The sequence below is a fragment of the Halospina denitrificans genome (assembly GCF_004364635.1).
Classification (GTDB): domain Bacteria; phylum Pseudomonadota; class Gammaproteobacteria; order Pseudomonadales; family Oleiphilaceae; genus Halospina; species Halospina denitrificans.
The window spans coordinates 719,603-727,518 of the sequence record NZ_SOAX01000002.1; the positions used below are offsets into that span (position 1 = coordinate 719,603).

Consider the following 7,916-nt stretch of genomic DNA (forward strand, 5'->3'; position numbering starts at 1 on the left):
GTTTACTTCCTCGACCACCGAGGCGCACATCAATCTGCCAGCGGCCAGACTTCTGTTTCCGGATCATGCCGCGACCTTTGTCAACGCCAGCCTAATTTGTCCGGTTTCTCCCGGTTTAATTTGTCCGCCGGTTGAGTGAGTTGGTTCTGTTTCTGGATGGCCAGTCCGGTTTCAGTCAGGCCGGGGTTGGGTCCTCTTCATTGGTTGCGGTGTTGGGTTCGGGCGAGTCATCACTGCCCGCCGGTGGGTTGTTCTTGAGCATGCCGGCACGGCGTTTCTCTTTGAGTCGGTAGCTCTCACCCTTGATGTTGACGGTGGTGGCGTGGTGCAGCAGCCGGTCCAGGATGGCGGTGGCGATGACCTGCTCACCGAAGACCTCGCCCCAGTCGGCGAAGGACTTGTTGGAGGTCAGGATCATCGAGGCCTTCTCGTAGCGGCGGTTGATCAGCCGGAAGAACAGCGAGGCCTCGTCCCGTGACAGCGGCAGATAGCCGATCTCATCGACGATCAACACCTTGGGGTAACTCAGCTGCTTGAGCGTGCGATCCAGCCGGTTCTCCTCTCGGGCCTTCTTGAGGCGGGTCATCAGCTGGTCCAAGGTCTGGAACTCGACTCGATGGCCGGCTTCAACAGCCTTCACGCCCAACGCGATGGACAGATGGGTTTTACCTACACCGGGTGGCCCGAGGAAGATGACATTCTCGCCGCGTTCCACGAAAGCCAGGCCCGAGAGGTTGCGCAACACATTGCGATCCACCGAGGGCTGGAACTCGAAGTCGAACTGCTCCAGCGTCTTGATGTGGGGGAAGCGGGCCTGGTTCATGCGTGACTCGATCCCCTTGCGGTTACGCCCGGCCCACTCGGTCTCCAGCGCCTGGGCGAGGAAGTCCTGGTAATCGAGCTGCTTCTTGGCGGCCTGTTCGCACACTGTATCGAGCTGATCCGGCAGATACTCGAACTTGAGTCGTTCAAACAGTTGCTCCAGCTGCATCACACCATCTCCTCGTAAACGCTGAGGTCGCGAACTTGAACCGGCATAGACTCCCGCCACAGGCGTTGATGGTGCTCCGGCTGCTGTTGCCAGCCGGCTGAGGGATCGCTCAGAACATGCCGGGCAATGGGCTCGTCAGGCCCCTGGAGGCGAAGGCGGCCGTAGACGGTAAGCACGCCCTCCAGGGTGAGGTGGCAGTTGAGCACCTCACCGCAGTACTCATCAGGCACGCTGTAGCGGTTGCCCTCGACGTTGATGTAACCGTCCCAGCCGGCGGTGCGCTGGAAGCGGTACGCGGTGTCGAACCGCGCTTGTGGAAGCGGCTGCAACGCCGGAGCCTCTTCACGGCGAAAGCGCTCCATGACGACGTCGCCGTGGGTGCCGTGCTCGCGCTGGTTGGCGACTTCCGCCAACCATTGCTCCAGGCAGTGGTTGAGATGATCGAGGCTGTCGAAGCGCTGGTGGCGTTGGAAGAAGTTCTCCTTCACGTAACGCACCATCCGTTCGGTCTTGCCCTTGGTCCGGGCCCGGTACGGGCGACAGGCCCGAGGCTTGAACCCATAGCAACCGGCCAGATCCAGAAAACGGGCGTTGAAGCGCACATCGCCACCACTGCGCCCGACAACTGCCGCACGCTGGTTATCGACCAACACTTCGGCGGCCACCCCTCCGAAGTGCTCAAACGCCCGCACAAGGCTCTCATAGGTGTGCTCGGCGTCCTGGCAGGGAGCCGCATAGACATGGAAGTAGCGCGAGTGGCCAAGGGTGTTCACCGCGAAGTGAACCCGCTGTGTCTGGCCGTCGACCTCCGCGTCGATCTCGCCCCAGTCATGCTGGAGCTGACGCCCTGGTGGCGTCTCGAAGCGCACGGTTGCCTTCGACGGCTGGAGCCGGCGCAGTGGGCGAACGTAATCCTCAACCAGGGTTGAGCCGCCGTCATAGCCGGCGGCCTGAAGCCGTGTTCGGATGACACGACAGTTCCAGATCCCGTCACCGAGCATTGCATCGATCATCGGCTTGTAGGGATCGAGTTTACTGCCCCGGGCGCCGGGGCGGCGCCCGCTGGCGGGACCACCGCGCTGCAGTGTCCGGCGCACGGTGCGCTCCGAACAACCGATCTGGGCGGCGATGTCCTTCAGGTATAGGCCTTGTCGGCGCATTCGCTTTATCATCATAGCGTCCGTCCTCTTGAGCATCGGCTGCCTCCCGGGTGTTCACTGCGGCTACAGTTACTTCCCGGAAGGTACCGGTCTTGAGAGGGCGGACAAATTAGTTCGGGATTAAGCGGACAATATCAAGCGGGCGTGACACCTTCCCCTGTAATCGTCGCTGCAGGAGTCCATCCCGCACCAGTTCATAGAGCATGTCACTGGTCATGTCCCGCCTTCGGTAATACTGCGTTAGGTCATCCCACAGGCCCGATTTCTTGAGGCAGTGCCACACCTGCTGAGGACTGAACCGGTTGCGTGCGTAGATGCTCAGCAGGTTGCCGAAGGCAAGGGCGATCGTCACGGGACAGAGCCTTAAAGGCGACGATGTGAAAGAGGCGCTGACCCGGATCGCGCGCTTTAGAGGAGTGCCGCAGATGCTCAAATCCGACAATGGCTCGGAGTTCGCCGGCAAGGTCATGGACCGCTGGGCCTATGAAAATGGCATCGGAATTGACTTCTCCCGGCCTGGGAAACCGACGGATAATGCGGCGGTTGAGTCGTTCAACGGACGCTTTCGCCAGGAATGCCTCGCAGTGGCGGATGGACTACAATCAAGTCAGACCTCACTCTGCACTGGGGTGGTCAACACCGGCTGACTATGCCCGAAAACACGCCGTTTCCGGTCCCCGGAGGCGGCTCAAAGAGCCGGATTTTTCCAGTAATGGGTGGTACTGAAACGGGGTCAGGGTCACCCATCCGAAATACATGGATCCGAAAATGCTGGATATCGACGTAACTTATCATAAGTTATGGATAATCGAGTCTCTTGGGGAAAAAGACCAAAAGACGGGCCAATATTTATATGAAGATATATTCATGCATCAGCAAGTTATTGATGTGGAAGTCGTCACAGTTTCCTCGTCGGCGGAATTCCTGAAGACGCTTGATCGAATAGAGACTTTCAATCACGTCCACTCCAAATCCTCTATGATCCACATTGACTGTCACGGAGATACTGAAGGCCTCCAGCTAGCAGACAATAGCTTTATTAAGCATGAAAAACTCAGAAAAAAACTAATGAAGATAAACATATCCTCATGCCTCAATTTATGCGTCACCATCGCAGCCTGCCATGGCCTCTACAGCAGCACCATCGCAGCAGTTTTGGACCGAGCTCCTTTCTTGATTTTAGTAAGCTGCCCGACAATAATAAGCCAAAGAACCATTACGAGATTTCGAAACTTCTACGTAGTCGTCCCTGCGAAACCCGCCTTCTCAAACAGCCGGGAGAAACCGGCCATTTTGATCGGGAACGCTGTGAGCCATTAATGTTTCCACCCAGCGCCTGAACGCCACCGGATTACGGAGCCAAAAAAGCCAGGCCAGGTGCCGGAGCACCTTTCTCAGGTTGAACCCCACCGCGCACAGCACCGCGTGGATACGGTCCCCGGTATGGCCTCGGAGGTGGCATCGGTCGAGCAGCCCTTCGTGTTTCATGTGGCCGATGATCGGCTCGATGCTGTTGCGCCGGTGCTGGTGTTGTTCGTGGGCGGTGCCCGTACCTTTCTTCTTGCCGGTGATGTGGACCTGGCTGAGCGCGGTGTGTTCACCGCCGCGATAGCCTCGATCCACCAGCGTGTGCAGCGGGAAGCGGCCGGTGTGCTTGAACACCCGCAGCAGTCCCTGGTGCGCGGTGTGGCCATCGTAGGCGTTGCCCTTCAACGCTTGGCAGTCGAGCACGAAGCCTTCATCGGCGGTGGTGACCACGTTCACCTTGCTGCCGAACTCGTAGGGCGTTCGTGCCTTGCCCTTGGCGATGCAGGCCACCTCCGGCTCGTGCAGGCTGTAGAGGCGTTTATGGCCGGGTTCACTGTACTGGCGCAGCAGCCGCAGTGACTGGTAAAGATGATGATCAAGCTCGCTGCTGCGCTGGCCGTAGGGCTGCTGGCGGATGATGTCATTGCAGACCCGCCCGAGATACCCATGGAGCTTGCCGAGCTTTCGGTGCATGCGCCGGTACTGGCGGGCATGGGCGTAGCGCCCCACCTGCCAGACCAGTGTGTCCAGCGAGCGCTCATAGGTCTGGCGGAACTTGATGCCATCAGCCTTCGCTCTCGAGACCAGCTTGCGGTGCGAGCGCGCCATCAATTTCGCATCACTGGGGTGCGCCACCGCCTTGGGCATCACCGACGTGTCCATCACCGCCACCCGGAAACTCTCCGGGCGAACCGTGCCGGTGCCTTCGCCCAGCTCGACGGTCATCTTCAAAAGCGCCTGGGCACCGTCCTCGCCAATGCGCCGGCGAAACCGGCCCATGGTGGACTCGTCCATCGGCGTCTCGTGCTGGAACACATCCTCACCGCAGAAATACTGCCAGTACGGGTTCTCCACCCACTGATCCAGAAGCTCGCGGTCGGACAGCCCCTGCATGTGCTTGAGCATCTGCAGGCCCACGTGCAGCCGGATCGGGTGACCGGGGCGCCCGTTGTCGGCGCACCAGTAGGGACCGAAGTGCTGCTCGCAGTTATCCCAATCAATCCGTTCGGCCATCCGAACCAGCGGATGCCGGGCGTTGATGATGTCTTCCAGGTAGGTCTCAAACATGGCTTTCTGGGGCTGTTGGCGCTTGTCTTTGGGTGTCATGGCGGTAAAACTGCAGGGATTTGAGGGTATGAGTGCATTTATGGGCGGGAATGATACCCGAAAATGGCTTCAACGTCCTGTTTTGGCGCACATTTTAGGTTTTGCAGGGGCGACTACGTAGCTTTAGTAAATACTTCAAATGGCAACAAAGCTCTCGAGAAGTTAAACAAAGATCTTCCAGAAGACGAACAGTTTTACGCAATAAACACAATAGCTTTATTTGCTAAGTCGTTTAGAGATCACTACATAAACACCAGAAAAGGGAAAGGACGGCAGACTCAATTAGAGTATCTCACCACAAAGTTTATGAAAACGCCGAAAGGTCAAAGCTTGGGAGTAAATAAATCTCGACGTCTAACTAAAGAAATATTAAAAAATTCTCGGGAAGATTTTGAAACAGTTAAAGAATACTATTTCTTTTTTGATCTCTGCCCGAAAAATCGAGAGCGCGTAAATATAAAGTACGAAGAGGTAATTGGAACAATTCAGTAAATTTCTCAACCGAATCTAAACCAGATACCTGTGCGCTAAAACCCCACCTAGGATTATTACAGCCATATCTTAATTAATGCAGACGCAGATCCGTTCGCATATAACCAACATCTTTATTTAAAGTAGGCTTTTGATCGCTAACAGCTAAAGGAGAAGCAGCCCAAATCATTACTAATTTATCTAGAATTAAAAGCGATGAACGCCTTCATTAAATCTACAAAAATGCATAGATAATTTCATCAAAAATAAATAAAACCCTTGCATATGCAACGTTATATTTTTGACACCTTGCTCTCTGAATTTGCTCATAGGAACGTACCGCATATCCGAAAAAAGAGCGACAGAATCCTCTTCTATAACCTCTCCCATCGCAGGAAGGAAAAAAGTGGACGTATTATACTGCTTCCTAATGTTCTCAATTGTAGAAGACACCCTTTCCTCAGAAATATTACTTGACTCAAGCAATCTCCTAAGCTTTGAGACTCTAATAAGAGGAGCAAAGATCACATTAAAGGTAGGAAGAAATCTCTCGTTTTCTGGACTTATATCACAGCTGTTGCTGATAATAACACCCTGACAGTTTTTCACATCATAAGTGTCAAAATTGATTATGGGCAACGAGCTCCAAACATCACCCTGAAGGGCCTCATCCTGACGCCCCCTTTGTAGATAATACGTCACATTTTCAGGAAAGTCTTTTAGCCCCGAGTAAAGCTCTTCTTTCTCATTAGGCGTTAGGTACGACGGAAGAAAAAGTTCGACCTCACTAAAAAGGTCCTTTACCGAGTCGCTCAATCGTAAAGCTCCCACAAGTTATCGGCTATAATAGCCCTAACCTCGGGATCAAAATCAGTTTTGTTATTCTCAAGCTTCTGCCCAAGACCCTTCGCTAAACGTTTAAGAGGATCAACGCCCTGTTTTACTTCATAGGCGGAATATCCTACCTGAGAACTCAAATTACTATCCAGCTTTAAAACCCCTTCACTCAAGCTTAGCGAATCTGCTGGCCGCTCGTATACATCCTCAACAACTGAAGACAAAAACTCAGCCGGAAGCGCTTGATACTCAGAGTTATCTTGCAAGGTTGAAGGCACAATTTGCGAATCTGCAGGTCCTGGGCTAAAGGCCAGACACGCTAACGTACTTGCACTTATAACAGTCGAGGTAGATTTATCCATGAAAGCCTCCATATCCCTTCAACCTATTCAGCCAGACCAAAGTGTTCTTTTGCCAATTCAGAAAGAGACTCAAAGAAGATTTGCTTTTCCGTTCTATGGATATCGTCCAGATAACCATCCACCTTAGACCAAAAATCTTCAAACGGCCCATCCATTATTGAGTCAATGTCGAAAACCAAGCCATTTGTCTCACTGACATCAGGAGGAACACTAACGGATGCCCCAGGCACTATCTGAATTATATTCTTGCAGTTTCCAACTGGTATTTGAGTTTTTACTGTCGTCGGATACTCTTCTAGCTTTTTTGAGGCCAGATTACAGGAGAAATCTATATATTTATAATGGTCAGGGAAAACCTCTTCACTTTCAAAGAAGTTGATATATCTCAAACTAATCCGATCAACCACTTCTATAACATTAAACTGTTTTAATGCCTCAATAAGTCCTAAAATTCGTTCCTTAAAGTCTTCCCAGTGTTTATACGGTCTTCTTCCTGACAGAGAACAGACCCTATCCCCAACGGATATCGCATAACCATCTCCAGAGATTCGATGCGTAGCTTTGTAATGAAAGCTTTCATCTCTGTCCCGCACCTCCTGCGGAACATTAGACGCTGGAAGATTTTCAAAATGCGGGTACTGCTCACGGTACGCCGAAAAAACCAGCCCCGCGAGTGCTGAACTCGGCATCGCGTCCGACTTCCGAAAACGAATCTCAAACAACGCCTCTACGATCGGATCAGTCTTCAGCTTCAAATCTTTGTAATCAGTCACTTACGATGCTCTCGCTTGAGGCCTCTACTCTAAAATAGTAGACCATACCAAATTTGCGGACAATGCAGTTAGGCGCAAGGGTCCTCCCTTCACAATGTCACGTCAAGGCCGAAGCCACAACACAATGACTCTTGGTTTTGGTGGGAACGGTCCTTTCGAAATGAGCCGTATCCAGGAAACCAGACGAGCCTTCAACCGGCAAAGGGGGCTGCAATTGGGTGTATTGAGCGAAAAGTGCAAGAAGAGAACCAGTACTCTCCCTGGCAGTCCCACCACTGAGCAGGTGGCGCACCCCGTCGGCATCCATGCTAGAGGCATCCGTGCATAGGGGATCTCATCCGATGAGATGGCGCAAACGATACAGATCCATTGCCGCTCAAGGTATCGGCAATCTCTGAAAGCGGTGTAAGCGATTGCTTAATTGCTTACAGCGTTCCAAAGCCTATGTGTCCAGAACATGTCCACACCACTCCGTGTTAACGTGTTTTTCTGCGGTTTCTCGCTTTCTTAACTTACTGAATTTAGGCCCAATGCGTATCAAAGTGGCTTTTTGAGGACGATTTCATCGGGTTCAACTCCCGCCGGCTCCATCAAACGAATGATATGGACTCCCCCTGCTCCCACAGCATCGATGTGGCACATTGAAGGTGTCTGTGATCTTCAATCTGAAACAGGGGGAGTCATCATG

Annotated in this window: 9 protein-coding genes and 1 pseudogene; 3 read left to right on the forward strand and 7 right to left on the reverse strand. The window is 53.0% G+C overall.

What is annotated here, in order from left to right:
* Window positions 1–175: 175 nt before the first annotated feature.
* The 3 genes from istB to DES49_RS15475 all read right to left on the reverse strand — a co-directional run bounded on the left by istB (window position 176) and on the right by DES49_RS15475 (window position 2,503).
* Window positions 176–994 carry an IS21-like element helper ATPase IstB gene (gene istB / locus DES49_RS06990; protein ID WP_133735652.1) on the reverse strand — a complete coding sequence of 273 codons (819 nt, stop codon included), beginning with the start codon at window positions 992–994 and terminating at the stop codon, window positions 176–178.
* Window positions 991–2,187: an IS21 family transposase gene (gene istA / locus DES49_RS06995; protein WP_133735653.1), complete on the reverse strand. Its 1,197-nt coding sequence runs from the start codon at window positions 2,185–2,187 to the stop codon at window positions 991–993. The genes istB and istA overlap by 4 nt, the downstream gene beginning before the upstream one ends.
* A gap of 73 nt (window positions 2,188–2,260) precedes the next feature.
* On the reverse strand, window positions 2,261–2,503 hold the full coding sequence (locus tag DES49_RS15475; RefSeq protein WP_166646016.1) for a hypothetical protein: 243 nt from the start codon (window positions 2,501–2,503) through the stop codon (window positions 2,261–2,263).
* Here DES49_RS15475 and DES49_RS15805 point away from each other — a divergent pair.
* Together DES49_RS15805 and DES49_RS15810 are read left to right on the forward strand one after the other, a co-directional pair.
* Window positions 2,466–2,618 (forward strand): annotated as a pseudogene (locus tag DES49_RS15805) (hypothetical protein); the annotation flags it as partial. The gene DES49_RS15475 and the pseudogene DES49_RS15805 sit on opposite strands and share 38 nt — an antisense overlap.
* A gap of 67 nt (window positions 2,619–2,685) precedes the next feature.
* On the forward strand, window positions 2,686–2,877 hold the full coding sequence (locus DES49_RS15810) for an integrase core domain-containing protein (protein ID WP_424955222.1): 192 nt from the start codon (window positions 2,686–2,688) through the stop codon (window positions 2,875–2,877).
* 540 nt (window positions 2,878–3,417) lie between these two features.
* Here DES49_RS15810 and DES49_RS07005 read toward each other — a convergent pair.
* Complete coding sequence (locus DES49_RS07005) at window positions 3,418–4,785, reverse strand: IS5 family transposase (RefSeq protein WP_133735655.1); 1,368 nt, start codon at window positions 4,783–4,785, stop codon at window positions 3,418–3,420.
* Between the two features lie 63 nt (window positions 4,786–4,848).
* Between DES49_RS07005 and DES49_RS07010 the strand changes: the two genes are divergently transcribed.
* A complete protein-coding gene (locus DES49_RS07010; protein WP_133735656.1) occupies window positions 4,849–5,277 on the forward strand; it encodes a hypothetical protein in 429 nt (142 codons plus the stop codon).
* Between the two features lie 186 nt (window positions 5,278–5,463).
* Here the strand turns inward: DES49_RS07010 and DES49_RS07015 are convergent, their stop codons facing one another.
* The 3 genes from DES49_RS07015 to DES49_RS07025 are packed head-to-tail and all read right to left on the reverse strand — an operon-like array spanning window position 5,464 to window position 7,228.
* The gene (locus DES49_RS07015) at window positions 5,464–6,072 is read right to left on the reverse strand and encodes a hypothetical protein (RefSeq protein WP_133735657.1); all 609 of its coding nucleotides are present in this window, start codon (window positions 6,070–6,072) and stop codon (window positions 5,464–5,466) included.
* A complete protein-coding gene (locus DES49_RS07020; protein WP_133735658.1) occupies window positions 6,069–6,455 on the reverse strand; it encodes a hypothetical protein in 387 nt (128 codons plus the stop codon). The genes DES49_RS07015 and DES49_RS07020 overlap by 4 nt, the downstream gene beginning before the upstream one ends.
* 23 nt (window positions 6,456–6,478) lie before the next feature.
* A complete protein-coding gene (locus tag DES49_RS07025) occupies window positions 6,479–7,228 on the reverse strand; it encodes a TIGR04255 family protein (RefSeq protein ID WP_133735659.1) in 750 nt (249 codons plus the stop codon).
* Window positions 7,229–7,916: the final 688 nt, after the last annotated feature.